General features: G+C 63.2%; 23 protein-coding genes. 16 read left to right on the top strand and 7 right to left on the bottom strand.

The genetic code is table 11. The features are described 5' to 3' along the window. Positions 1–23: 23 nt before the first annotated feature. From iolE to phnN, 6 genes are all read left to right on the top strand, one after another. Positions 24–941 (top strand): myo-inosose-2 dehydratase, encoded by a 918-nt coding sequence (gene iolE / locus E5X88_RS10895; protein ID WP_292161232.1) that lies wholly within the window; start codon positions 24–26, stop codon positions 939–941. Positions 942–971: 30 nt separating this feature from the next. Continuing rightward, positions 972–1190: a DUF3329 domain-containing protein gene (locus E5X88_RS10890; RefSeq protein ID WP_287064092.1), complete on the top strand. Its 219-nt coding sequence runs from the start codon at positions 972–974 to the stop codon at positions 1188–1190. 6 nt (positions 1191–1196) lie between these two features. Next, on the top strand, positions 1197–2009 hold the full coding sequence (gene iolB / locus E5X88_RS10885) for a 5-deoxy-glucuronate isomerase (protein WP_292161230.1): 813 nt from the start codon (positions 1197–1199) through the stop codon (positions 2007–2009). 154 nt (positions 2010–2163) lie between these two features. Beyond that, the gene (locus E5X88_RS10880; protein WP_292161229.1) at positions 2164–2871 is read left to right on the top strand and encodes a DUF1045 domain-containing protein; all 708 of its coding nucleotides are present in this window, start codon (positions 2164–2166) and stop codon (positions 2869–2871) included. 78 nt (positions 2872–2949) lie between these two features. Beyond that, positions 2950–4089 (top strand): alpha-D-ribose 1-methylphosphonate 5-triphosphate diphosphatase, encoded by a 1140-nt coding sequence (locus tag E5X88_RS10875; RefSeq protein ID WP_292161228.1) that lies wholly within the window; start codon positions 2950–2952, stop codon positions 4087–4089. Continuing rightward, the gene (gene phnN, locus E5X88_RS10870) at positions 4086–4712 is read left to right on the top strand and encodes a phosphonate metabolism protein/1,5-bisphosphokinase (PRPP-forming) PhnN (RefSeq protein WP_292161227.1); all 627 of its coding nucleotides are present in this window, start codon (positions 4086–4088) and stop codon (positions 4710–4712) included. The genes E5X88_RS10875 and phnN overlap by 4 nt, the downstream gene beginning before the upstream one ends. A 13-nt stretch (positions 4713–4725) precedes the next feature. Here phnN and E5X88_RS10865 read toward each other — a convergent pair whose 3' ends face one another. The 3 genes from E5X88_RS10865 to E5X88_RS10855 all read right to left on the bottom strand — a co-directional run bounded on the left by E5X88_RS10865 (position 4726) and on the right by E5X88_RS10855 (position 8428). Then, a complete protein-coding gene (locus E5X88_RS10865) occupies positions 4726–5721 on the bottom strand; it encodes an ABC transporter permease (RefSeq protein ID WP_292161226.1) in 996 nt (331 codons plus the stop codon). Between the two features lie 80 nt (positions 5722–5801). Continuing rightward, positions 5802–7343, bottom strand: coding sequence for a sugar ABC transporter ATP-binding protein (locus tag E5X88_RS10860; protein WP_292161342.1), 1542 nt, complete (start codon positions 7341–7343; stop codon positions 5802–5804). A gap of 122 nt (positions 7344–7465) precedes the next feature. Continuing rightward, positions 7466–8428 (bottom strand): sugar-binding protein, encoded by a 963-nt coding sequence (locus E5X88_RS10855; RefSeq protein ID WP_292161224.1) that lies wholly within the window; start codon positions 8426–8428, stop codon positions 7466–7468. Positions 8429–9041: 613 nt separating this feature from the next. Here E5X88_RS10855 and E5X88_RS10850 point away from each other — a divergent pair. The 4 genes from E5X88_RS10850 to E5X88_RS10835 all read left to right on the top strand — a co-directional run bounded on the left by E5X88_RS10850 (position 9042) and on the right by E5X88_RS10835 (position 14324). Next, entirely contained in the window at positions 9042–10187 is a 1146-nt protein-coding gene (locus E5X88_RS10850) for a LacI family DNA-binding transcriptional regulator (protein ID WP_292161223.1), read from the top strand. A gap of 295 nt (positions 10188–10482) precedes the next feature. Further along, positions 10483–11415, top strand: a complete 933-nt coding sequence (locus E5X88_RS10845; RefSeq protein ID WP_292161222.1) for a polysaccharide deacetylase family protein — start codon at positions 10483–10485, stop codon at positions 11413–11415. Positions 11416–11464: 49 nt separating this feature from the next. Further along, positions 11465–12877 (top strand): dihydropyrimidinase, encoded by a 1413-nt coding sequence (gene hydA, locus E5X88_RS10840; protein WP_292161221.1) that lies wholly within the window; start codon positions 11465–11467, stop codon positions 12875–12877. Positions 12878–12962: 85 nt separating this feature from the next. Continuing rightward, the gene (locus E5X88_RS10835) at positions 12963–14324 is read left to right on the top strand and encodes a dihydroorotase family protein (RefSeq protein WP_292161220.1); all 1362 of its coding nucleotides are present in this window, start codon (positions 12963–12965) and stop codon (positions 14322–14324) included. A 54-nt stretch (positions 14325–14378) separates the two neighbouring features. Here the strand turns inward: E5X88_RS10835 and E5X88_RS10830 are convergent, their stop codons facing one another. Beyond that, positions 14379–15035 (bottom strand): DUF6064 family protein, encoded by a 657-nt coding sequence (locus tag E5X88_RS10830; protein ID WP_292161219.1) that lies wholly within the window; start codon positions 15033–15035, stop codon positions 14379–14381. Positions 15036–15299: 264 nt separating this feature from the next. On the opposite strand from E5X88_RS10830, the gene E5X88_RS10825 reads away from it, so the two are divergent. Together E5X88_RS10825 and E5X88_RS10820 are read left to right on the top strand one after the other, a co-directional pair. After that, a complete protein-coding gene (locus E5X88_RS10825; RefSeq protein WP_292161341.1) occupies positions 15300–16337 on the top strand; it encodes a nitroreductase family protein in 1038 nt (345 codons plus the stop codon). Positions 16338–16640: 303 nt separating this feature from the next. After that, positions 16641–17717 carry a D-alanine--D-alanine ligase family protein gene (locus tag E5X88_RS10820; protein WP_292161218.1) on the top strand — a complete coding sequence of 359 codons (1077 nt, stop codon included), beginning with the start codon at positions 16641–16643 and terminating at the stop codon, positions 17715–17717. 78 nt (positions 17718–17795) lie between these two features. Here E5X88_RS10820 and E5X88_RS10815 read toward each other — a convergent pair whose 3' ends face one another. Next, the gene (locus tag E5X88_RS10815; RefSeq protein ID WP_292161217.1) at positions 17796–18467 is read right to left on the bottom strand and encodes an OmpW family protein; all 672 of its coding nucleotides are present in this window, start codon (positions 18465–18467) and stop codon (positions 17796–17798) included. A 283-nt stretch (positions 18468–18750) separates the two neighbouring features. On the opposite strand from E5X88_RS10815, the gene E5X88_RS10810 reads away from it, so the two are divergent. The 4 genes from E5X88_RS10810 to secDF all read left to right on the top strand — a co-directional run bounded on the left by E5X88_RS10810 (position 18751) and on the right by secDF (position 22826). Next, the gene (locus tag E5X88_RS10810; protein ID WP_292161216.1) at positions 18751–19068 is read left to right on the top strand and encodes a metalloregulator ArsR/SmtB family transcription factor; all 318 of its coding nucleotides are present in this window, start codon (positions 18751–18753) and stop codon (positions 19066–19068) included. Continuing rightward, on the top strand, positions 19065–19541 hold the full coding sequence (locus E5X88_RS10805; protein ID WP_292161215.1) for an SRPBCC family protein: 477 nt from the start codon (positions 19065–19067) through the stop codon (positions 19539–19541). Before E5X88_RS10810 ends, E5X88_RS10805 begins: the two co-directional genes overlap by 4 nt. A gap of 209 nt (positions 19542–19750) precedes the next feature. Then, the gene (locus E5X88_RS10800; protein ID WP_292161214.1) at positions 19751–20125 is read left to right on the top strand and encodes a hypothetical protein; all 375 of its coding nucleotides are present in this window, start codon (positions 19751–19753) and stop codon (positions 20123–20125) included. A gap of 145 nt (positions 20126–20270) precedes the next feature. After that, positions 20271–22826: a protein translocase subunit SecDF gene (gene secDF / locus E5X88_RS10795; protein ID WP_292161213.1), complete on the top strand. Its 2556-nt coding sequence runs from the start codon at positions 20271–20273 to the stop codon at positions 22824–22826. 50 nt (positions 22827–22876) lie between these two features. Here the strand turns inward: secDF and E5X88_RS10790 are convergent, their stop codons facing one another. Then, positions 22877–23236: an SHOCT domain-containing protein gene (locus E5X88_RS10790; RefSeq protein ID WP_292161212.1), complete on the bottom strand. Its 360-nt coding sequence runs from the start codon at positions 23234–23236 to the stop codon at positions 22877–22879. Positions 23237–23314: 78 nt separating this feature from the next. After that, on the bottom strand, positions 23315–23800 hold the full coding sequence (locus E5X88_RS10785; protein ID WP_292161340.1) for an EF-hand domain-containing protein: 486 nt from the start codon (positions 23798–23800) through the stop codon (positions 23315–23317). Positions 23801–23844 lie beyond the last annotated feature (44 nt).

Genomic DNA, 23844 nt, shown 5'->3' with positions numbered 1-23844 from the left:
AGACCTGAAACTGGAGTGACGACTTGAAAGCCAAACTGGGCATGTCCCCCATTGCATGGTGGAACGACGATCTTGCGGAGCTCAGCGATGATGTGTCGCTGGAGGAATGCTTGGCACAGTCGCGCTCGGCGGGTTTCACCGGCATGGAAATGGGCCGCCGTTTTCCCAGCGATCCCAAAATCATGCTGCCGATCCTGAAAGAGGCCGACGTCACGCTTTGCGGCGGCTGGTTCTCCGGTACGCTGGTCGACGAAGACTTGGCGAAGAACAAGGATCGCATCCAGCCGATGATCGATCTGTTCAAGGCGGTGAACGCGCCTTGTATCGTTTATGGCGAGGTGGGTCGCTCCATCCAGGGCGACCGCTCGAAGCCGCTCGCCACCAAGCCCAGGCTTTCGGACGATGAGATGAAAGCCTACGCGGGACGCCTCACTCAGTTCGGCGAATGGTGCGCCGAGCGGGGCATGCCGCTGTCCTACCACCATCATATGGCGGCGGTCGTCGAGACCGAGCCCGAGCTCGATGCCTTCATGCGCCACTCGGGCGAGGGCATTCCCTTACTGCTCGATGCCGGGCATCTGGCTTTTGCCGGTGGCGACGTGCTGCGCGCCATCGACAATCATCACCGGCGTATCAACCATGTGCATGTGAAGGACGTGCGCATGGGGGTGATCGAGAAACTCGACCGCCAGAGGCAATCCTTCCTCGATGCCGTGGCGCTCGGCGCCTTCACGGTGCCGGGAGATGGCTCGCTGGATTTTGGCGCCATTGTGGAAAGGCTGGCGCACTATGGCTACGAAGGCTGGTTCGTGGTCGAGGCCGAGCAAGACCCCAGAAAGAATCCCCCGCTCAAGATGGCGCAAGTCGGCTACAAGGAGTTGATGCGGGTGATGACGGCCGCAGGCTACACGGTTGAAACACAGGGCTTCCCCAATGCTTGAACGCAGTATTCCCGGCGACGGGCTGATCCGATGAAGGATTCCGAGCATCCGTTCTTCCGGCCTCTGTGGCGGCGCGTTGCCATCGTCGCGGTCTGCCTGGGCTGGGCCGTGGTCGAGTTTGCCACCGGCGCGCCGTTCTGGGGCACGATCGCGCTCGGCTTCGCTGGCTATGCCGTCTGGCAGTTCTTCTACCTCTACAAGCCGGCCGACGGGGGCAAGGCTTCGGCCGACACCGAACCAAAGGAATGATCCCAGATGTCGAAACTGCTCGTCAAAGCCGATAAGGGCCATGGCCGCGTCGCCCATGTGACACCGCAAAACGCCGGCTGGACTTATGTCGGTTTCGATCTGCATCGGCTCAGGCCAGGCGAAACAGCCTCCGGGCAAACGGCGGATCGTGAAGCCTGCCTGGTGTTCGTCACCGGCAAGGGCAAGGCGAAAGCCGGCGGCAAGGATCTCGGCCTGCTCGGCGAGCGCATGTCGCCTTTCGAGGGCAAGCCGTGGTCTGTGTACGTGCCGCAAGGCTCCGACTGGTCGGTGACCGCCGACACCGATCTCGAACTCGCCATCTGCTCGGCGCCTGGACTGGGCGGCGGCCTCCCCGTCCGCGTCATCGGGCCGGACGACCTCGGCCAGGAGGTTCGCGGCATGGGCACCAACACGCGCTATGTCACCAACATCCTGCCGGAGGGCAAGCCGGCCGACTCACTGCTGGTTGTCGAGGTCATCACGCCCGGCGGCCACACGTCGAGCTATCCGCCGCACAAGCATGACCAGGACAATCTGCCGGTCGAATCCTATCTGGAGGAGACCTACTACCACCGTCTCAATCCGCCGCAGGGCTTTGCCTTCCAGCGCGTCTACACCGATGCCGACATGAATGGCGCCCGCGCGCTGGACGAGGCGATGGCGATCGAGGACGGCGATGTCGTGCTGGTGCCCAAAGGCTATCATCCCTGTGCTGCCTGCCATGGTTATGACCTCTACTATCTCAATGTCATGGCCGGGCCGAAGCGGACGTGGAAATTCCACAACGCGCCCGAGCACGAATGGCTGATGAAGCGCTGATCGCGTGGCTGTTCCGGGTCGGCAAACTGGCCCAAGGCGAAAAAATCGCCGGCTAATGACCCGCCGGAACAACTTTTGTTATCAGGAGCGATCATCAGCTTCGTCATTTCGTCATGCAAATCGCCTATGGCAGCGAGGTTGACGAGGAACTTCGATGCGCTACGCTATCTATTTCACCCCCCGGCAGGACGAACCACTGGCGCGGATAGCTGCTAATTGGCTCGGCCGCGACCCGTTCGGCGCTGCTACAAAGCCGGTCGAGGCTGTGGGCGATCTGTCGGCGGCGGAAGTCGCCTTCCACACCGCTTCGGCGCGCCGCTACGGCTTTCATGCGACGCTGAAGGCGCCCTTCCGGCTGGCTTCGAACGAAACGGAAGCCTCGCTTCGCGCCGAACTGGACAGTTTTACGGAGGCGACGCCGGTGGTGACGATCCCGCGCCTTGTCGTCAGCCAGATCGACAGCTTCTTCGCGCTGGTGCCGGAAGCACCGCTGCCGGCGCTCAACCGCTTCGCCGACGACGTCGTGCGCGGCTTCGACCGCTTCCGCGCGCCGCTGAGCGAGGCGGAAATCGAGCGGCGCAGCCCCGATTCGCTGAAGCCGGACGAATTCCGCAATCTGTGCCAATGGGGCTACCCCTATGTCTTCGAGACCTTTCGGTTCCATATGACGCTGTCCGGCCGGGCCTCGCCACAGGAAAGCCCTCGTCTTCGCTTAGCAATCGACAGCCTGTTCGCGGAGGTCCTGCAACGGCCGGTGCCGGTGGACGCGCTGACCCTGTTTGTCGAAACCGAACCTGGCGCCCCGTTCATGGTGCTTTCCCATCACGCGCTCGGACGTCGTCCGGCCAGAAAAACCGCCTGAAGTGATTTTTGTTTTAACCGCATTGTGCGACGCCAATTGATTCCGATTGGCTGCAAAATGCTCCAAGGACTGCCTGAAATGACCACCCAGACCGTTCTCAACAACGCCCGTATCGTGCTTGCCGACGAGATCGTCGAAGGATCGATCGTGCTGCGCGACGGCCTGATCGCCGGGATCGATGCCGGCGCCAGCCAGGCCGGGGAGGACATGGGCGGCGATTTCATCATTCCCGGGCTGGTCGAGCTCCATACCGACCACCTCGAAGGCCACTACGCGCCACGGCCGAAGGTGCGCTGGAACCCGATCGCCGCGGTGCTCGCTCACGACGCGCAGGTGGCGACCGCCGGCATCACCACCGTGCTCGATGCCTTGCGCGTCGGTATGGACGACGATGCCGACATGGGCTCGGCCGACATGCGCAAGCTGGCCGACGCGATCGAGGACAGCGTCCAGCAGGACCGGCTGCGGGCCGACCATTTCATCCATCTGCGCTGCGAGGTTTCGGCGCCGGATTGCCTCGCCGCCTTCGCCCATTTCGACGGCGACGAAAGGATCAAGCTGGCGTCGCTGATGGACCATGCGCCGGGACAGCGTCAGTTCGTCGACCTGGAAACCTATGCCTATTACTACCAGCGCAAGCTGAAGCTGTCGGATCCCGATTTCCAGAAGTTCTGTGAGAAGCGGATGGCGGAGTCGGCGGCGAATTCGGGGCCGAACCGCACCTTTATCGCCGCCGCATGCCATGAGCGCGGCATCGTGCTGGCCAGCCATGACGACGCCACGACAGGCCATGTCGACGAGGCGATCGAGCAGGGCGTCCGCGTCGCGGAATTCCCGACCACAGAAGAGGCCGCCAGAGCCTCCAAGGAGGCGGGGCTCGGCGTCCTCATGGGCGCGCCAAACGTCATGCGCGGCGCTTCGCATTCTGGAAACGTCTCGGCCCGCACGCTCGCCGGCGACGGCCTGCTCGACATCTTGTCGTCCGACTACATTCCCTTCAGCCTGATCCAGTCGGCCTTTTTCCTCGGCGAGGTGGTCGACGGCATTTCCCTGCCTCAGGCGGTGGCCATGGTTTCGAAGAATCCGGCCGAAGCGGTCGGCCTCACCGATCGCGGCGTCATCGAGCAGGGCCGGCGCGCCGATGTGGTTCGCGTCCGTCTTGACGACCATGTCCCGGTGGTCCGCACGGTCTGGCGGCAGGGGCGCCGGGTCGCATGACGGTGTCGGCTTCGATCGAGCGTGAATTGTCGGCCGCGGCGTTTCCGATCCGCGACGGCGTGTTCGTTGCCGTCGTCGGGCCAAGCGGCGCCGGCAAGGACACTGTAATCGGCTATGCCCGCACCCTGTTTGCCGACGAAAGCCGGCTGGACTTCGTGCGCCGGGTCATCACCCGGCCGAGCGACACGAGCGAGGATCACGATACGCTGGCCGATGCGGCCTTTGTCGAGGCCGAAGCGGACGGCGCCTTCGCCATTGCCTGGGAGGCGCATGGCTTGCGCTACGGCATCCCGGCTGAAGTCGACTGGTCGGTGGCCAATGGCCGCGTCGCCATCGCCAACGTCTCCCGCGCCATCATCCCGGTTCTACGCGAGCGTTACGCCAATCTGGCTGTTGTCGAGATCACCGCTTCGCCGGAAATCCTGGCCGAGCGGCTGGCCATGCGCGGCCGCGAGTCGCGCGGCGAAGTGCTGGCGCGCCTGGCGCGCAGCGCCAATGTGGCGTTGTCCGGGCCAGGCGTCACCTCGATCGACAACAGCGGCCCACGCGAGGCAGCCGGCGAGCGCTTCGCCGATGTGCTTCGCAAGGCCATGGCCTTTTCCGACATGTCGGGCCTGATTTAAGCCGCAGTAACGGCTACTCCGCCGCGGCACCGGCCGTGCCTTTGCGGGTAGCTTCCAGCATCCGCCGCCGCTCCCGGAACACGCCCCATTGCTGGTCGACCAGCACGCCGATCAGGATCACCCCGCCCATCACCGCGAAGTTGAGCGAGGAGGGGATGCCGAGCAGGTTGACGAGGTTCTGCAGTTCCTGCAGCAGCACCGTTCCGAGGATGACGCCGATCAGCGAGCCTTCGCCGCCGCGCAGCGAGAAGCCGCCGAGCACCGCTGCCGCAATGGCATAGAGCTCGTAGAACTGACCGTGGCTCGCCGGCGAGATCGAGCGCGTGTACATGGCGAAATAGATCGCCGACAGCGCCGTCAGCACGCCGCAGATGACATAGGCAGCCATGACGACGCGGCCGGTGCGGATGCCCGAATATTTCGCCGCCTCCTCGTTCTTGCCGATGGCGTAGAGGTAGCGCCCGAACACTGAACGGTGCAGCACCACCCACATCACCATGGCGATGACGATCAGCGCGATGAAGCTGTTCGGCACGCCCCAGGATCGCCCCGCGGTCAGGAATTCGAGTTCCGGAAAATTCTGTCCGAAGGCGAAGCCCGCGGTGCCGTCGGCTGTGTAGAACCGTGCCACGCCGCGATAGATCAAGAGGCCGCACAGCGTCACCACGAAAGGCTGCAATTTGAGCCGCGTGATCAGCCAGCCATGCGCCAGCCCGATCATTCCACCGAGGACGAGGATCAGCGGCAGCGCAACCGGCCATGCCATGCCGCGCGTGGCGATGAAATCGATGAACAGGACGCCGAGCAACGCAACCACCGAGCCGACGGACAATTCGATGCCGCCGGTGATGATGACGAAGGCCTGGCCGATCGCCAGGATGCCGAACAGGCCGATCAGGTTCGACGTGTTGGCGAGGTTGATTGGCAGCAGGAAGCGCGGATTGATGATGGCAACTACCGCTCCCACCACAAGGATCAGGATCAGCAGACCGAGATCTTTCTTGCTCATCGTCTTCTCCCCAAATGCCTGCTCAGGCAGGTTCCGCAAAAGTGTTCCGCGGTTTTGCGACCGGAACGCGCGGCAAAAAACTATCTCGGCTGCTTGCCCACCGCCAGCAGCAGGACGTTTTCCTGGCTGAACTGTTCCTTGTCGAGAATGCCTGAGATCTGGCCCTCGTGCATGACGGCGATGCGGTCGGAAACTCCGATCACCTCCTCCATGTCGCTGGAGATCATCAGCACGGCGACGCCGGCGTCGGCCAAAGCCCGCATCAGCCCGTAGATTTCGGCCTTGGCGCCGATGTCGATGCCGCGTGTGGGTTCATCGAGGATCATCACCTTGGGATTCATCGCAAGCCATTTGGCCAACACCACCTTTTGCTGATTGCCGCCGGACAGCGTGCCGGTGCGCGTCGCCACCGACGGCGACTTGATGCCGAGATTGCTTTTCTGCTTTTCGGCGGTGGCGGCTTCGGCACGGACAGAGACCAGCGATCGCCGGGCATGTGCCGGCAGATTGGGGAGCGAGATATTCTGGGCAATCGACAGGTCTAGCAGGATGCCGGTCAGCTTGCGGTCCTCCGGGACGAGGAAGATCCCGTTGGCCACAGCGTCGGCGGCCGAGCCGAGAACCAGATCTTTTCCATCAAGCTGCAGCGCACCGCCAAGGCTTTTCTCAATGCCGAAAAGCACGCGCGCCAGCTCGGTGCGTCCCGAGCCGACAAGACCCGCAAGCCCCAGGATTTCGCCATGCCTGACGCTGAGATCGACGGGCCGGTCTGGATAGGCGTTGGTGCGAATGGCCTTGGCCGACAGGGCGACCATGCCGGGCGGGCGCGCCGATTCTGCGGCCTTCTCCCTCTCCTTCAGCATGCGGCCGATCATCAGCTTGACCATCTGGTCGTGGTTGATGGCGCTCTTCGGCAGCGTGCCGGCAAGCATGCCGTCCCGCAGCACGACGACGCGGTCGGCGACACGCTCGACCTCGTGGAGACGGTGCGAGATGAAGATGACGCTGATGCCCTCCGCCTTCAGCGCCTTGATGACATCGAGCAATTTGTCGGTTTCGGCAAGGGGCAGGCTCGATGTCGGCTCGTCGAGGATCACCAGCCGCGCCTCGATCGACAGGGCCTTGGCGATCTCGACCATCTGCTGCTGGGCAAGCGACAGGGCCGATACGGACGTATCGGTCGAGAAATTGGCGCCCACGCGTTTGAGCAGCGGCGCCGCCAGCGCGCGCAGCCTGGCGCGATCGACCAGCTTGAGCGGACCGGCACGCAATGGCTCGCGCCCGAAGAAGATGTTGGCGGCGACGTCGAGGTTTTCGAACAGGTTGAGTTCCTGGTGGACGAAGGCGATGCCGGAACCGATGCTGGCCTCGACGGTCAGCCCGTCATGGGCGACGCCGTCGACGGTGATCGTGCCGGTGTCGGGGGTGGTCACGCCACCGAGGATCTTCATCAGCGTCGACTTGCCGGCGCCGTTTTCGCCGACGAGGCCGATGACCTCGCCGGGCCTGACCTCCATCGAAAACCCATCCAGCGCGACCACGCCGGGATAGGTCTTGCGCACGCCCTCGAGGCTGAGGAACGGGGCAATCGTGGAAGCGATGGATGCGTCGGAATAGTTCATCATGCCTGACAGCAGCCGGTGGGCCATTCTAGCCACATCTGGAGACTGACGACCCTTGGCGGGTTCGTCAATGCGAGCCGCCGGCCCGAAGCGAACCTCGAGCCGGCGCAACTGCCATCGTCTTAATTGCCGGACATCGCCTTCAGATTGGCGGCATAGGCATCGACGTCATCCTTGCCGATGATCTTGGTCGGCACGATGATCAGCCCGTCAGCAGGAACACCCGACTTGTCGCCCTTGAGATAGGCGGCCATCAGCTTCATGCCCTGATAGGCCCATTCGAAGGGTTGCTGCACGACGGTAGCGGCGACGGTGCCTTCCTTGACGCCACCCAGTGTGATCGGATCGTCGTCGAAGCCCACGACGGTGATCTGGCCGAGCTTGCCGGCGTCGCGCAGGGCTTCATAGATGCGCGGCGTGTTGTAGGAATAGAAGCCGACCATGCAGGTCACGTCGGGGCTGGCGACCAGCGCGTCCTCGACGTTCTTCTTGGCGCGGGCCTGGTCGATATCGTCGCCACGCACGTCGATCAGCTCGATCTTGGTGCCGGCGAGCCCTTCCTTCATGCCCTCGATGCGCTCCTTGGCATTGTCGGCGCCGAGCAACCCGACAAACCCGAGGCATTTGCCGCCGTCGGGCATCGCCTTCTTGGCGATCTCGGCCGCCTGCTTGCCGGCATCGATGTTGGACGAGCCGATATAGGCGACACGCTTGGTCTGCGGTGCGTCGCTGTCGGTGGTGAACAGCGCCGTCTCCGAGGCGATCTTGTTCAGCCCGTCGGTCGAGGTCTTGGGGTCGACGGCCGAAACCATGATGGCCTTGACACCGGCTGTCACCAGATCGTCCATCAGCCGCTGCTGGATGGCGACCGACGATTGCTCCGGATATTTGAGTTGCAGATTGTAGTCCGGCAATTCGGCCTGCGCCTTCTTGACGCCGGCTTCGGCCGCCTTCCAGAAATCGGAAGCGCCGTTGACGACAAAGGCCAGCGTCGGTTTTTCCTGGGCACCGGCAATCGCCGTGATGGACAGGCCGAGAGCCAAGGCCGCGACGGCGACGGACGCATTTCGTATCGCAGATTTCATGTTCATCCTCCCTGTTAACTCAGTCATTCTCGCTGATCTGAATTTTAGATTGCGGCATTGTCGATTGCGGCTTGGACGCCCTCCTCCTCAAGGGGTGCTGGCAGCGAAAGAACGGCGCCATTCCAGCCACGATTTGAACTCTAGAGACTCATTGGCTGTTCGTAAATAGTCGGATTTGTCTGACATTTCCGTGATTGCGCAGCGTTGCTCTGCGGCCGGAGCCACCGATACCGCGCCACACGCTTGCTTCCTGTCATGGCCCGTTCGATCCCGTGCCGGGCATGACAAATTGACATTAGAACGCTTACGGATATTAGTAAATAGTATTAGCTTTCGATTGAAAATCTCGCGCGAAACCGCGCGTCTCTTAAGACGAGAGGACGCTTCATGATCGAAACGGGTGATGCCTGAACGAAAAGATAAGACTCCGCAAAACCTTGCGCCTTCGTGCATCGCGCAGCATCTGGTTCGCCTGCGCCTTGCGGATGACAGCGCGGCGGCAAGGATGATAATAATCATCAATCGAGACGAATTTTTATAAATCTACGGCGCCGGTCATCTTGCCGTCTTTATGACCTCTGGTTAGACAGGCCGGGATTGGGAAGCATGAGTCATGAGCGAACCGACGGATCTGCGCGATCCTGCCCTTGAAGCCTCCAGGCGCCGAAAGCCATCGGGCAAGAATCCCAAGGGTCGCGTCACCATGACCGACATCGCCAGGGCCGCCGGCTGCTCGCAGGCGACTGTTTCGTTCGTCCTCAACAATACGCCGGGCATAAGACTGTCGCAGCAGACCCGCGAACGGGTGATTGAGGCCGCGCGGGGTCTCGGCTATGCGCCCCCCGCCTTCTCTGCTCTTCGCGGCCGCGTTTCCCCGTTCGAAGGGCTGGATGGAGTGATCGGCTTCGCGGTCGATCAACTGGCAACCAGCCCCGAGGCGGTGGTCGCCATCGAAGGAGCGCGGCAGGCCTCGTGGAATGCCGGCAACGTCGTGCTGGTCGCGCAGACTTTGGGGGATTCCGTCATGGAGCCGCGCGCCATTGCGGCACTGACCAAGCGGGGCATTTCGGCACTGATCTACATGACCATCTTCACGCGCGAGATCGTCGCGCCCGATTATCTCTACGGCCTCGATATCCCCGTCATCCTGCTCAATTGCTATACCGCCGACTACGCCTTCCCCGCCGTGGTGCCGAGCGAAATCGCTGGCGGGCAGAGTTCCACCCGCCACCTGATCAGCCATGGCCACCGCCGCATCGCCACAATCACCGGCGAGCCCTGGATGCAGGCGGCGCAGGACCGGCTGAAGGGCTACCGCCGGGCGCTGGCGACGGCCGACATCCCGTTCGATCCCGAACTGGTGGTCGAGGGCGACTGGTCGGCGAGCGCCGGCTATGCCGCGACCGTCAAGCTTCTGGCGCTCAAGGACCGCCCGACCGCCATCTTCTGCCAGAACGACCGCACCGCGATTGGCTGCTACGAGGCGCTTAAGGAAGCCGGTCTGCATATCCCCAGGGATATTTCGGTCGTCGGCTATGACGACGAGGAGATCGCCCGCCATTTGTTCCCGCCTTTGACGACCTCGATCCTGCCGCATATGGCGATGGGGCAATGGGCGATCGAGCAGTTGGAGGTCCCGTCACCGCCCGGTCGGGGTCGCTACCCCATCACCAAGCTTGAATGCCCGCTGGTCGAACGGGAATCGGTCAGTGCTGCAGTGGGATTGACTGCGCGCTCACGCGGGCTGATAGCCGGCTGAGGACCTCCAGATTTCCGGCAATGCAAACGCCGCGCTGATGCCGCTCCAGGGCCAGACAAGTGCTCTGCAAGGCATGGGTGGTTGGCCCTGAAATTTGTCGCCGGGCATGTTGGATCGGGATTCTTGTATCCAGATTTCTGCAGGTTGATGTACAGGTTGCTGCAGTCTGGTTGTGGCGAAATCTTGTATCCAGGGATACAACAAAGCCTGATCTCGCTGGCCGTTCCGCACCGGCCTTCGAGCCCGACCTCCCCGCTGACATGCGGATCGGCAACCCATCAGGAGTTGTACCGCCATGAAGTCCCAGCATCGCCTTGGCCCGCCGCGCGATTTCGTCGGTTACGGCCGGCGGCCGCCGCGGATCACCTGGCCGCACGGACGTCTGGTCGCCGTCAATCTCGTGATCTGCTACGAGGAAGGATCGGAATATTCGCTGTTCGAGGGCGACAGCCATAGTGATGGTTGGGGTGAATATCCATTGTCGGCGCCGGCCGGCATCCGCGACCTCGGCACCGAGACGCATTTCGAGTATGGCAGCCGCGTTGGCATCTGGCGCATCGCCAGGCTGCTCGAGCGGCACGGCGTCCATGCCACGATCTCGAGCTGCGCCGAGGCGCTGCGGCGCAACCCGGAGGTGACGGCATGGCTGCGCCAATCGGGTCACGATCTGCTCGGCCATGGCTTGCGCTGGACCGAACAATGGACATTGAGCCGTGACGAAGAGCGCGACCATCTGCAGCGCGCCGTCGCGCTGTTCATCGAACTGCTCGGCGAGCGCCCGGTCGGCTGGAACAGCCGTTCCTTTCCCAGCGTCAACACGCGCGACATCCTGATCGAGGAAGGCGGCTTCCTATACGATTCGGATCCGTGCAACGACGACTTGCCCTATTTCGTGCCGGCAAAGGACGGGCGCCTGCTGATCGTCCCGTATTCCAAGACGTTGAACGACAGCCGCTATCTGGTCAGCCCCGGCTATGTGACGCCCAAGGACTTCGTCGACAACGTCGAAGCCTATCTGGACTTCCTGATCAGGGAAGCCAGGGAAGAAGGTGGGCGCATGATGACGATAGCCGTCCATGCGCGATGGACCGGCCAGCCCAACCGGGCCGCGGCATTGGAAGGTGTGATCGAGGCGGTTCTGTCCAGGCCGGAGGCCGCCTTCATGCGCCGCAACGACATCGCCCGGTATTGGCTGTCGCTGTTCCCGGCCGGAAGCGAGGCGCCATGAGCCAGCGCCCGACTCGGGACGGTTTCCGGTTCGCCGATGAGGGCGAGGCATGATCGCCCAGCGCGCTCGGTTCGACCTCGTCGTGCGCGATGGCCTGGTGGCGGTCGGCGACGCCACGGTGCGGATCGACCTCGGCATCCGTGACGGGTGCGTCCGGGCCATCGCGGAGCGCCTCGAGGACGCCACGCAGATCGTCGACGCCCAAGGGCGCCTTGTGCTGCCCGGCGGCGTCGATGCGCATTGCCACCTGGACCAGCCCAACTATGGCGCTGCCTGCGCGGATGATTTCCGCAGCGGCACACTGTCGGCCGCCTGCGGCGGCACGACGACGATCGTTCCGTTCGCTATGGCTCATGCTTCGGATCCACTGGCCGAGACGGTCGCCGCCTACCGTCTCAAGGCTGAAGGCCGGGCCCTGATCGACTACGCGATCCATCCGACCATACAGGCAGCGAGCGCCCAGATGCTCGAACGAGACCTGCCCGACCTGATCCGTGGCGGCTACGCCTCGCTCAAGATCTTCACGACCTATGACGATTTCCGGCTCGGCGACCCCGAGATCCTGGCTATCCTCAAGGTGGCGGCGGTGCATGGCGCGCTTGTCATGGTGCATGCGGAAAACGACGCCATCATTGCAATGCTGAAGCAGGACCTGTTGGGCCGGGGCCTTGTCGCACCCCGCTTCCACGCGAAGGCAAGACCACCGATCGCCGAAAGCGAGGCGATCCACCGCATCGCCAGCTTTGCCGAACTGACCGGGGCCGAGGTTCTGATCGTACACGTCTCCAGCCGTGTTGGCCTCGAAGAGGTAATGCGCGCTCGCGCCAGAGGCGTCAGCATCCATGCCGAGACGTGTCCGCAATATCTGCTTCTGACCGAAGCCGACCTCGATCGCGACGGCCTCGAAGGCGCGAAATTCATGTGCAGCCCGCCGCTGCGGACGGTCGACGACCAGGAGGCGCTGTGGGCCGGCATGGCCCAGGGCAGCGTCGCGATCTATTCCTCCGACCATTCGCCTTACCGTCTGGCGGGACCGGACGGGAAGCTGCGGCACGGCCCGCAATCGCGCTTCGACCAGATTGCCAACGGCCTGCCCGGACTGGAGCTGCGGCAGCCGCTTTTGTTCAGCGAAGGTTATCTGAAAGGCCGCATAAGCCTCGCCCAGTTCATCGCGCTGAGTTCCACGAACGCCGCCGAACGGCATGGCATTGCACCGCAGAAGGGCTCGATCGCCATCGGCGGCGATGGCGATCTGGTGATCTGGGACCAGGAACGGGAGACGACCGTCACCCGGGATCTGCTGCATGACAATACCGATCACACGCCCTATGAGGGTATGCGGGTCCGGGGCTGGCCGGTGACCACCATCGCCCGAGGCGAGGTGATCGTCGACGACGGCCGCGTGCTTGGCGTCGCCGGGCGCGGCCGCTTCGTTCCGTCAAAGGCAAGGACGGCATCATGAGCCGGCAGCGCGCCAGTGCCGCAACTGGGGAAGGTACGCCGGCGTTGGTCGAATGCGTGACCCGCGAGGAGCGCCGGATGCCGTCATGACCACCTTCGACGTCTTGCTGCGCGGCGGCCAGGTGGTCGACACCGACGGCATCCATCACCTGGATCTCGCTTTGAGGAACGGCAGGATCGCGGCGCGCCTCGCGCCGAACGAGCCGGCGGAGGCAGCGCACATCGTTCAGGTGGGTGGGAGATTCCTTCTGCCAGGCCTCGTCGATGCGCATGTGCATCTGCGTGAGCCCGGCATGACCTGGAAGGAGGATTTTGCCAGCGGGACGCTGGCCGCGATCGCCGGCGGCGTCACCACCGTCCTGGTGATGCCGACCGACGATCCATGGACAGCATCGGCAGCCGATTTCAAGGCCAAGCGTGCGCTCGCCGAAGGCCGGATCTTTTGCGATGTCGGGCTGCAGGTCGCGGTTGGCCGCGACCATTCGGAACTGGCCGAGCTCGCGAACCTTGGCGCGACCTCCTTCGAGATCTTCACCTCGGACGTCCCTCCCGATTTCCTGCATGCCTCGACAGCCGACCTGCAGGCAGCCGTCGAGGCCGTCCGGGCGGCGGGCGGAATGGTCGCCATATCGCCAGGCGATCAATCCGTTCTCGACGCAGAACTCGCCCGGCTGACGCCTGGACGCAGCACGGCGGCGGATTTCGTCCGCAGCCGGCCGGGACATGCCGAGGCGCAAGGCATCGCCCGCGCTATTCTGGCTGCCGCAACGGTCGGCGCCCCGATCCATATCCGCCAAAGCAATTCGCGCCAGGGAATGGCGACGTATCGCCGCCTGCGCGATCTTGCCGACGTCTCCATCGAAACCAGTCCGCAATGCCTGATGTTCACGTCATCGGACTACGCCCGGCTCGGACCGCCCGCCAAGGCGTCACCGCCGTGGCGCGACGTGGCCGACCGGGAGGCCGTGCGGACCGCGGTTGCCGACGGCGTCATCGACATCATCGTCACCGACCATGCACCGCACCTGATGATCGAGAAGCTGGCGCAGGCGGAGGATTTTGTCGCCGTGCCCGGCGGTTTCCCCGGCGTGCAGACCTTGTTGGCCACGCTGCTCATGCTGGTCGACGACGGCCTGATCGGTCTGTCCGACCTCGCCAGGCTGGCCGCGTCGCGTCCGGCGGAGCGCTTCGGACTTGGCTCTCGCAAGGGCCGCTTGCAGGTCGGGTTCGACGCTGACATCCTTGTTCTCGATCCGGACCGGCCGACGGTCATCCGAGGGTCCGATCAATTGAGCAAGGCCGGCTACACGCCCTTCGAGGGGCTGAGCACGTCCTTCTCCCTGGAACGCGTCTTCCTGCGCGGACAGGAAGTGCCAAAGCATGAAATGTCAGGAAAGACCGGTTTCGTGGGCATGGCGCAGGGCCTTGTGGTCATGGCGGAAAGGTGAAGCATAGTCTTGCTGAGATGCCGCCAATCCCCATGCGTGCCGCACGTAAGCGATCTATGCCGTCCTGCGCAAATGCGCCGTGCCCCAATCGCGAAGGACAATCAGGGGGACGGCAATAAAACCGCTTACGAGGAGCAGCCAATCCTGCGTTATGCCAAGCATGATGGCGGCGCTTCCGCCGATCAGCGACCAGACGGAGGGGATGACCAGCAGCCAGCGGGGCAGGCGCTGTGTCGTCAGCAGAAACATGCCGAAGGTGAATATCGTCACCGGACACGGCGTCACGCCGAACATCGGCATCTCGGGATAGGCATGCCCCGTCGCCATGCCGATCAACGGATAGAGAATGGCCGTGTAAAACAGGAAAGCGGCGCCCACCCACGCGGCCGGTCCTGACTGAAGGCCGAAGCGGAGCCGGTCATGCCGGATCCCGGCATCAGCCAGGAACCCTCCTTGAAACAGGAACAGGGCGTCGAAGAGATAAGCCGCCGTGTTGATCGGCGCGAAGAACAGCCCGTGATAGACAATCCCGGTCCAAACCCACATCGCCGCGAGAATGCCCGCGATGATCCGGTCAGAGGAACGGCTGGGTCGAAACAACAGGGCGACGACGACAATGCCGAACAGGTAGGCTGCGATCTGCAGCGGCCAGATCGCTTCATTGTAGGTGACGAAGACGCCAAGGAATTGTTCGCGCGTGAACGGCAACATCAGCCATGGTCCCAGCTTCCAGCGCAAGAGATCAGGACTGTTGCGGCCGCGCCTTGATCTGGCGCAACCGAGCGCGTTGACGACGCTCGGCTCGCCGCCATGCACCGAGGCGGCAAGAGGGCATGACTCAGATCAAAGCCCGACTGATCCCAGCCGTGATACGCACCTATCATGTCTGAGGTCCATCAAAGCCGTCGCGGGTTCCTGGCCGCGCTAGCCGTCGGAGGAGGGCTTGTCGCAGTTGGCGGCACAACTGCGCTGGTGATGAACGCCCGAGGTCTTTCCGGTTATGAGGACGCCATCAACGCCACGTGGCGCCATAGCGACAGCACCGATCTGCCGTTGTCGTCGGCCCGACGAGAACTTGTTCGTTACGCCACCTTGGCGGCAAACAGCCATAACACGCAGCCTTGGCAATTCCGGCTCTCTGACCGCTCCATCCTCGTGCTGCCCGATCCCGGGCGTGGCTTGCGCGCCGTCGATCCCGACGATCATCATGTGTTCGCCAGCCTCGGCTGCGCCATCGAGAATATGGTTCAAGCGGCCCGCGCGTTCGGGCTTCGGGCGGCTCCGAGCTACGCCCCCGACGCACGCGGAATACAGGTCGAGCTGGAAGCCGCGCCGCCCGAGCGGACGGACCTGTTCGACGCCATCCCGCATCGCCAATCGACGCGCGCCCTCTATGATGGCCGGCCTGTCCCGCCCGAGCATCTCCGGCTTCTGGAAGCCGCCGGCAATGGTGACGGCGTGCGGATGCTGCTTTTCACCGAGCGGCAGCAACGCGAGGACATCCTCTCCTATCTCGTCGCGGGCAACAGTGCGCAGATGGACGATGCCGCGTTCGTGGAAGAACTGAAATCGTGGATTCGATTCAGCTATGGCGACGCCCTTTCGACCCGAGATGGACTGTTTTCGAAATCCTCCGGCAATCCGGCTCTACCGGGCTGGATCGGCCGCCTGATCTTCAGCCAGGTGTTCACGAAGGACGGCGAAAACAGCAAGTATGAGAACCAGCTCAGGAGTTCGGCCGGTGTTGCCGTGTTCGTCTCCGACAAGGATGAGCCGGCCTACTGGGCCGAAGCCGGCCGTTGCTGCCAGCGCTTCGCCCTCCAGGCGACGGCCCTGCAGCTGCGGCATGCATTCATCAATCAACCGGTCGAGGTTCCCGCCGTGCGCGGGCAATTTGCCAGCTATCTCGGCATCCGTGGCCGCCGGCCGGATCTCGTGATGAGGTTCGGCTATGGGCCCGAGTTGCCCAAATCGCTCCGCCGCCCGGTTGAGAACGTCATTCTTCGCGCGTGACGTCCTGCCCCACAGGCGCCCGCATCGGAGAACGGGCTAACGCGCGTCGTGGGGCCTCATCACCGTTGCGCTCCCGATCGAGCTTCTCTTATTCCGAAATGGCTTGAACGCACATCTCCATTTCGTATACGAGTATACGAAATGGAGAGGCCGATGAAGATGCAGACCGATGTGCCGTACTTCGGCCAATGGGAACCGCCAGAGTTGCCACTGTCGCTGCCGGCAATCGGCGCCTGAAGACGATCCTCCGGGATCGCAGTCGGCTTCCAGGCCGTTCAAGAGCGAATCATTTTGGAGCTATTCATGGCCGCTTCTTCGAACAGACTGCGTATTGCCGTGCTCTTTGGCGGACGCTCCGCCGAGCATGACGTTTCGGTGCTTTCGGCAACCAATGTCATGCGTGCGCTGGATCCCGCGAGATACGATGCCGTTCCCGTCTTCATCACCCGCGAAGGACAATGGCTGCTGAGCAGCTTCGAGGACGGCACGCTGGCGAAGCCTTCGAGCGGCACGGAAGTCTGCCTCGTGCCGGGCGGACAGGGACGGATGATGGCGATCCCGGCCAGCGGCACACCTTACGAACTGCCGGAGATCGGAATCCTCTTCCCGGTGCTGCACGGCCTCCATGGCGAGGACGGCTCCGTGCAGGGGCTCGCGGAGGTGGCGCGCGTGCCGCTCGCCGGCTGCGGCATCCTCGGTTCTGCGACCGCACTCGACAAGGATATTGCCAAACGCCTGCTGAACGAGGCGGGCTTGCCCGTTGCGCGATCCGTCACGATCCACCACGGCGTCGCACCGGCCTTTGCGGAGCTACAGAGTGCGTTCGGGCTTCCGCTTTTCCTCAAGCCCGCCCGGCAGGGCTCCTCGGTCGGCGTCAGCAAGGTTTCGACTGAAAAAGATTACGAGGCAGCGCTTACCGAAGGCTTCAGGCACGACCGCAAGCTGCTGGCCGAAGAATTCATTCGAGGCCGCGAGATCGAGTGCAGCGTGCTGGAGGATACGGAAGGCGGCCTCTTCGTTTCCCGCCCCGGCGAGATCGTGCCGGCACAGAGCCACGGTTTCTACAGCTACGACGCCAAATATATCGACGAGGACGGCGCGGCTCTGCACGTGCCGGCACAGCTGCCGGAAGAGATCGAAGGCAGTCTGCGCGCGATGGCGGTAGAGGCCTTCCGGGCGGTCGGCTGCGATGGCATGGCGCGCGTTGATTTCTTCGTGACGCCAGACATGCGCTTGCTCATCAACGAACTGAACACCATTCCCGGTTTCACCGATATCAGCATGTATTCCAAGGCGATGGCGGCAAGCGGCGTCAGCTATTCCGAGATCATCGACCGGCTGGTGGCGCACGGGCTGGCACGCGCTGCGCGACAGGCCTGATTCTGCCGGTGCAAGAGACGAAAGGGCGCACAAGCGCCCTTCCATCTCCGGCTAGCGGCCTGCGGCCGCCCCTCCTCGTCAGAAGCGGTAGGTGACGCCCGTGCCGATCAGCCAGGGATTGAGCTTGGCTTTGCCCGTCAGTGCCGTGCCACCGACCGTGACGTCGTATTTGGGCTCCAGAAACAGCTTCTTCACGTCGAAATTGACGCCCCAATGCTCGTTCACCATGTAGTCGAAGCCAACCTGCAGGGCGCCGCCGAACGTGTCCTTGACATCGATGTCGTCGGCGTTGGTCGCATCCTGGTTGTAGAACATCGCGTAGGTCGCGCCGGCGCCCACATACGGCTTGAAGGCGCCGAAATTGGTGAAGTGATACTGCAGCGTCAGCGTCGGCGGCAGCACCCAGACCTTACCGATCTCGCCCAGCCCGCTTATGGTCCCTCCCCCATCGATTTTGGCATAGGTGGTGCCAAGAATGAGCTCGGCGGCGAGGTTGTCGGTGAAGTAGTAGGAGATGTCGAGCTCGGGTGTCACCGTATCCGAGTAAGACAGATCCGAGCCGGGGATCCCGTTCACATAACCCGAATCGTCCGTGAGCACGCCCAGGGCGCGCAGGCGAATCTGCCACGGGTTTTTCGGCGCCGCCACGTCCACGGGTTCGAAGTCCGCCGCCACGGCCTGCTGCCCTGCCACAAAAAGCGCGACGGCCGCCGCAATCCCCCGGGCCACGCCCAATCGGTCTGTCACCATTATGTTCTCTCCTTGTGACTCGAATATGTTGCGACGCAACAATGATTCCGGCGGAGAGACGCCCATTGATCTGGATCAATTGCGGGATGTGGCAAGAGAAGGGCGGCTGCCTTTCGGCTCCTGCTTGTAACAAAAATGCCACAGCGGTTAGGGGCAAACGGCCAATGGTCGCCTGCGCATCCTCCTTCCCTGCGCGTTTTGGGTGGCGCGGGCGGACGCGCCTTGGCGTTCGCTCCCGAATAGCGGGGTTGCTTTAATCATAAATCTGTGTTTATCATAAGTTATGGTTTATGATTATGCAGGCATGGTCGCACTGGCCGACCCCACGCGCAGAAAGGTATTCGAGCTTGTGGCCGAAGAGCCGCGTTCGGTGGCGAACCTAGCTCGAACCCTGCCGGTGTCTCAGCCGGCGATCTCTCATCACCTGAAGGTGCTGAGGGAGGCCCGGCTGGTCCGCGCCGAGCCTCGCGGTGCCAGCAACATCTACCACGTCGACCCTCATGGTCTCGGGGAGATGCGTGCTTGGCTCGACCAGATGTGGGGGAACGCGCTCGACGCCTTCCGAAACGAGATCAACAAAGCCAAGGAGCGAGACCAATGACGGCGATCATCAAACCGGCGCCTGTGCGCAAGTCGGTCACCGTGGACGTGCCGGTTGCCACGGCGTTTGATGTGTTCACGAGCGGGTTCGGACGTTGGTGGCCGGCGTCCCACTCCATAGGCAAGTCCGCGCTCAGGAGCGCGACTATCGAGCCAAAGGCAGGCGGCCGCTGGTTTGAGACCGGCGAGGATGGGACGGAATGCGACTGGGGCGAGGTGCTGGCGTGGGAACCGCCAAACCGCATCGTCCTGGCATGGCGGATTCGCACCGACTGGCAATATGATCCGTCGCTGCTGACCGAAGTCGAGATCAAGTTCTCCGAGGCCGGCGAGAACGCGACTCGCGTCGAGCTTGAGCATCGCCGCCTTGAGAACATGGGCGCGGCCGGCGAAGCGGCACGTGAGATCTTCGAATCCGATCGTGGCTGGAGCGGCATCCTGCAAAGTTATGTCCAATTGATCGAGAAGCGGTAGGCTGCCAATCGATCGGCCAACACACTTACCCTTTGAGTACGTGAAAGGTGCGCTTCAATTCGCAATGCATGTGCTATAGCTAAAGACTAAGAGTGCGGCCTGCCGCTTCCTGAAGCAACGAAGGCGAAGGTGCATTAATCGCAGTGTATGAAGAGCCTACCGGTGAGATGAGACGAAGCGGTCGAAGACAGGCTAGCATAAGGCCCGGCGTGCTGCTCAGCGCGAGTGCTGGTTTGCGGCTGCTCGCTTCGTTCCTCTTTTTGGTCTGGACCATTCCTGCGGCAACAGCCGACCAGATCGCACAGGACCTTGCTAAAGGGCAAATCGGCGCGACCGGACCAGTCACACACCCGACTATCCTTGCGCGCGACATTGCGCGCCACGTTGGTGCTGAGACTTCCCGCTTCAAGACGGGAACGCCTGCCGTTGCGGGAAACGGCAAGCCCTTTTGCATTATCCCGGATTTACGCCTGCCGCTCGAAACCGCGTCAGCCGCATCGTTTGGCATATGGTGTGAAGACCGACCGAAACTGCCGCCGATCCGCGCCTTCGATGCGCGCGCGCCTCCGCTTCTCACGGCATGATCTTGGCCGCGCTACCGCGGCCCCTGACTCCCAGAACTTTCACATCGCGTTCCGTTCGGGCTCTCGTCGAGTTGCTCGCCGATCGGAACGCCAAAGCACTTGTCGGAGGCGGTTTCCGCCCGATATGGGCTGAACGGATAAGAATATGCTGCATTTTTCGCGCTGGAAGACCATTCTCATCTGGCTGACGGTCCTGGCCGGTATCCTGTACGCAGCGCCCAACCTGGTTCCCGCCCCCACTCTGGCATCGCTGCCGAATTGGCTGCCAAAGCAGCAGCTGACGCTAGGGCTCGACCTGCAGGGCGGCTCGCATATCCTGCTCCAGATCGATCGGCAGGACCTCGCCAACGAACGCCTCGAATCGGCACGCGACGAGATCCGCACAGCGCTGCGCGATGCCCAGATCGGCTATACCGGGCTTGCCGGCACCGCCAATTCCATCCAGGTCCGCATTCGCGACCAAGGTCAGATCGAAGCTGCGAAGCGCGCGCTCGAAAGATTGACGCAGCCGATCTCGACCGGCCTTTTCATGAGCGGCTCCGTGACCGAAATGGAGATGGCCGAGCCGGAACCGGGCCTGCTGCGTTTTACCCTGACCGAAGCCGGGGTCGACTACCGGGTCGCCGCGGCGCTGACTCAATCGATCGAGGTGGTGAGCCGGCGCGTGAACGAGCTCGGCACGACCGAGCCGATCGTCCAGCGCCAGGGGTCGGACCGCATCATGGTCCAGGTGCCGGGCCTGCAGGATCCGCAGCGGCTGAAGGATATTCTCGGACAGACCGCGAAGCTGACCTTCCAGATGGTCGACCAGTCGATTCCGGTCGAGGAGGCGATCTCCGGCCGCCCGCCGGCGGGCTCGACGGTGATGAATTCGACGGATGATCCGCCGGTTCCCCATCTGATCGAGAACCGGGTCATCGTCTCCGGTGAAAACCTCGTCGATGCGCAGGCAACCTTCGACCAGCGCACCAACGAGCCGGTGGTCTCGTTTCGCTTCGACAACCGCGGCGCCACCCGCTTCGGTCAGGCTACCCAGAGCAATGTCGGGCGCCTGTTCGCGATCATCCTCGACAACGAGGTGATCTCAGCACCTCAGATCCGCGAACCGATCATGGGCGGCACCGGGCAGATATCCGGCAATTTCACGGTGGAGAGCGCGAACGACCTTGCGGTCCTGCTGCGCGCCGGCGCACTGCCTGCCGACCTCACCATCGTCGAGGAACGCACCGTCGGTCCGAGCCTTGGTAGCGATTCGATCGAGGCGGGCCAGTTCGCGTCAATCATCGCCGGGGTCCTCGTCGTCGGCTTCATGCTGTTCGCCTATGGGCGGCTGGGACTGATCGCGAATATCGCGCTCCTGGCCAACGTCGCGCTGATCATCGCGGTCCTGTCGGTTCTCGGCGCGACGCTGACGCTGCCTGGCATCGCCGGCATCGTGCTGACGATGGGCATGGCGGTCGATTCCAACGTCATCATCTTCGAGCGCGTCCGCGAAGAGAACCGCCAAGGGCGCTCGATCGTGCAGTCGATGGATTCCGGGTTCAAACAGGCGCTGGCGACCGTCGTCGACGCCAATGTGACGACGCTGATTGCCGCCGTCATCCTGTTCTTCCTCGGCTCGGGCCCGATCAAGGGCTTTGCCGTGACACTCGCCATCGGCATCGTCACCACCGTGTTCACGGCCTTCACGCTGACGCGCTGGCTGGTCGCGTTCTGGCTTCGCCGGCAGCGCCCGAAAGCCATGCCCAGCGGTGTCATGCGCCTGGTGCCCGACGACACGCGCGTGCCGTTCATGGCATTCCGAAAGTACGCCTTCACGCTGTCCTTGCTGTTGTCGATCGCTTCGGCTGCGCTGTTCTTCACTGTCGGCATGAACTACGGCATCGACTTCCGCGGCGGTTCGAGCATCGAGGTGCAGGCAAAGGGCCAGCAGGCCGACATCGGCGACATCCGTGAGCGCCTGACAGGTCTCGAACTGGGTGAGGTGCAGGTGCAGGAGTTCGGGTCGGCCCGGGATGTGCTGATCCGCATCGGCACCCAGGGGGGTGGCGACATTGCCGAACAGTCCGCCGTTGCGAAAGTGAGAAGCGCGCTCGAAACCGATTACGAGTTCCGTCGCATCGAGGTTGTCGGTCCGACAGTGTCTTCCGAACTCGCGTTCAACGGCACAATGGGTGTGCTCGCCTCGCTGCTGGCGATGCTCGTCTATATCTGGATCAGGTTCGAGTGGCAGTTCGGGCTCGGCGCCATCATTTCGACGTTCCACGACGTGATCCTGATGGTCGGCTTCTACGTCGTCGCGGGCATAGAGTTCAATTTGACCTCGATAGCCGCGATCCTGACTATTGTTGGCTATTCCATCAACGATACAGTTGTTGTCTATGATCGGGTCCGCGAGAATCTGCGCCGCTATAAAAGGATGCCGATTGCCGAGCTGCTCGACCTGTCGATGAACCAGACGCTGGCGCGAACGGTGCTGACCGGCGTGACCACGCTGTTCGCGCTGGCGGCGCTTTCGATCTGGGGCGGCGAGGTCATCCAGTCCTTCACGATAGCGATGATCTTCGGCATCCTCGCTGGGACCTATTCCTCCATCTTCGTCGCCGGGCCGCTCCTGATCCTGTTCAAGCTCCGGCCGGGCGCCCTCAGTCCAGAGGAAGCCGCGGCGGCGAAAGAGCCGCCGGCGCGACAGGCCTTATGACGTGACAGCTCGAAGCTGATCCGCGACGGCGTCGATTTCGGCGCCGACGGCTATTCGCCGAGTACGCGGCGCCGTTCCTCGAACTCGTCCTTGTCGATCTCGCCGCGCGCAAAGCGTTCCTTGAGAATGTCGAGCGGTGTGCGGCCCGGCGGCGCGTGATGCGGTGGCACTGTTTGCCATGGCCCGCCGGCCCAGCGGGCGAGAAAAACCACGGCTGCGATCAGCACGGCGAGGAAGAGGATCATGAACAGCGGCCCGAAAATCATGGCGTACCAGCCTCCACCCCACATCATATGTGGCCCGTAAGCGTACCTGTCAGCGTCTGACGGTGCCTGCGCCAACACCGCGCCAGGCGCGAGGATGAGGGCGGCACTCGCCGCCGCGAAAATCGGAATCAGAGCCTTTTGCATTGGCGAACTCCATCATGGTCAGCTTGGTCGGCAGTGCCGCGAAGGCCGTCGCGCCCGGCGATCAGCTTGCGCGCGCGGCTACTCCCGCATGAATGCCTGAACCTCCTCGGGCGTTACTTTGCCGTCCTTGTCGGCGTCCACCTTGTCGAAGATTCGCTTATGGATGGCCGAGATCTCTTCGAAGGAGAGCCCGCCGTCGCCGTCCGTGTCGGCAATGGCGAACATGATCTTCATCATATGCCCGCGCATGCGCATCATCGGCATTGCGCCCATCATGCCGGGCTGCATCATCTCGCCCATCATGCCCTGCCCCATGCCCTTGCCCATCATGCCCTGGCCCATCATGCCTTGGCCCATCATTCCGGGAGGCATCATGCCGGGTTGGGCGGGCTGTGCACCTTGGTCTTGTCCCGTCGTATCCCCAGGCTCGGGAGAGGCCTGTGTGACCGTCGTATCTGGATGATGCGGATCGGCTGCGGTCGTTTGCGCGGCGGCTGTAGTCGTCACGCCGGCGGCGACAATGGCGGCGAGCGCGGCCACGCGCGTCAGTGAAATCAACGTCATGATATCCTCCTTGCCTCTCATGGGGCTCGGCAGAGCCCGTTCCA

Origin of the sequence: Mesorhizobium sp. (assembly GCF_004962245.1) — a bacterium.
GTDB lineage: Bacteria > Pseudomonadota > Alphaproteobacteria > Rhizobiales > Rhizobiaceae > Mesorhizobium.
Note: the sequence above shows the minus strand (reverse complement) of the source record. Positions and strands in the feature narration are given on the sequence as shown.

Bases quoted from the DNA above. Each gene is read 5' to 3' on its own strand.
- E5X88_RS10805 (WP_292161215.1), top strand. From the start codon at position 19,065: ATGACGGCGATCATCAAACCGGCGCCTGTGCGCAAGTCGGTCACCGTG.
- E5X88_RS10850 (WP_292161223.1), top strand. From the start codon at position 9,042: ATGAGCGAACCGACGGATCTGCGCGATCCTGCCCTTGAAGCCTCCAGG.
- hydA (WP_292161221.1), top strand. From the start codon at position 11,465: ATGATCGCCCAGCGCGCTCGGTTCGACCTCGTCGTGCGCGATGGCCTG.
- secDF (WP_292161213.1), top strand. From the start codon at position 20,271: ATGCTGCATTTTTCGCGCTGGAAGACCATTCTCATCTGGCTGACGGTC.
- E5X88_RS10875 (WP_292161228.1), top strand. From the start codon at position 2,950: ATGACCACCCAGACCGTTCTCAACAACGCCCGTATCGTGCTTGCCGAC.
- E5X88_RS10845 (WP_292161222.1), top strand. From the start codon at position 10,483: ATGAAGTCCCAGCATCGCCTTGGCCCGCCGCGCGATTTCGTCGGTTAC.
- iolB (WP_292161230.1), top strand. From the start codon at position 1,197: ATGTCGAAACTGCTCGTCAAAGCCGATAAGGGCCATGGCCGCGTCGCC.
- E5X88_RS10820 (WP_292161218.1), top strand. From the start codon at position 16,641: ATGGCCGCTTCTTCGAACAGACTGCGTATTGCCGTGCTCTTTGGCGGA.
- E5X88_RS10890 (WP_287064092.1), top strand. From the start codon at position 972: ATGAAGGATTCCGAGCATCCGTTCTTCCGGCCTCTGTGGCGGCGCGTT.
- phnN (WP_292161227.1), top strand. From the start codon at position 4,086: ATGACGGTGTCGGCTTCGATCGAGCGTGAATTGTCGGCCGCGGCGTTT.
- E5X88_RS10880 (WP_292161229.1), top strand. From the start codon at position 2,164: ATGCGCTACGCTATCTATTTCACCCCCCGGCAGGACGAACCACTGGCG.
- E5X88_RS10860 (WP_292161342.1), bottom strand. From the start codon at position 7,343: ATGAACTATTCCGACGCATCCATCGCTTCCACGATTGCCCCGTTCCTC.
- E5X88_RS10835 (WP_292161220.1), top strand. From the start codon at position 12,963: ATGACCACCTTCGACGTCTTGCTGCGCGGCGGCCAGGTGGTCGACACC.
- E5X88_RS10855 (WP_292161224.1), bottom strand. From the start codon at position 8,428: ATGAAATCTGCGATACGAAATGCGTCCGTCGCCGTCGCGGCCTTGGCT.
- E5X88_RS10830 (WP_292161219.1), bottom strand. From the start codon at position 15,035: ATGTTGCCGTTCACGCGCGAACAATTCCTTGGCGTCTTCGTCACCTAC.
- E5X88_RS10825 (WP_292161341.1), top strand. From the start codon at position 15,300: ATGAACGCCCGAGGTCTTTCCGGTTATGAGGACGCCATCAACGCCACG.
- E5X88_RS10810 (WP_292161216.1), top strand. From the start codon at position 18,751: ATGGTTTATGATTATGCAGGCATGGTCGCACTGGCCGACCCCACGCGC.
- E5X88_RS10790 (WP_292161212.1), bottom strand. From the start codon at position 23,236: ATGCAAAAGGCTCTGATTCCGATTTTCGCGGCGGCGAGTGCCGCCCTC.
- E5X88_RS10815 (WP_292161217.1), bottom strand. From the start codon at position 18,467: ATGGTGACAGACCGATTGGGCGTGGCCCGGGGGATTGCGGCGGCCGTC.
- E5X88_RS10865 (WP_292161226.1), bottom strand. From the start codon at position 5,721: ATGAGCAAGAAAGATCTCGGTCTGCTGATCCTGATCCTTGTGGTGGGA.
- E5X88_RS10785 (WP_292161340.1), bottom strand. From the start codon at position 23,800: ATGACGTTGATTTCACTGACGCGCGTGGCCGCGCTCGCCGCCATTGTC.